This window comes from Faecalibacterium sp. DFI.5.82, from assembly GCF_029076575.1.
GTDB classification, from domain to species: domain Bacteria; phylum Bacillota; class Clostridia; order Oscillospirales; family Ruminococcaceae; genus Faecalibacterium; species Faecalibacterium duncaniae.
In genome coordinates this window covers 1-241 of sequence record NZ_JARFIS010001233.1, presented here as the reverse complement: position 1 = coordinate 241, position 241 = coordinate 1, and the positions used below count along the sequence as shown (strand labels likewise).

Sequence of the window (241 nt, the reverse complement as noted above, 5' to 3'; positions counted from 1 at the left end):
CTCCAGCTGGTGAGAAGCCTCATTCTTCAGCTCCTCAACCTCGTCCTGGCTCTCTTTCAGCTGCAGCTTCAGGTCGTCCAGCTGGATCAATTCATCCCGCTTTTTCTGAGCGGTCTCCAGCTGGTGAGAAGCCTCATTCTTCAGCTCCTCAACCTCGTCCTGGCTCTCTTTCAGCTGCAGCTTCAGGTCGTCCAGCTGGATCAATTCATCCCGCTTTTTCTGAGCGGTCTCCAGCTGGTGA

1 protein-coding gene is annotated in these 241 nt (G+C 54.8%); it reads right to left on the bottom strand.

Annotated features, from left to right (window positions below):
• Nucleotides 1-241, bottom strand: a 241-nt coding sequence (locus P0G09_RS20850; RefSeq protein WP_275253635.1) for a hypothetical protein, incomplete at both ends; no start/stop codon positions are given.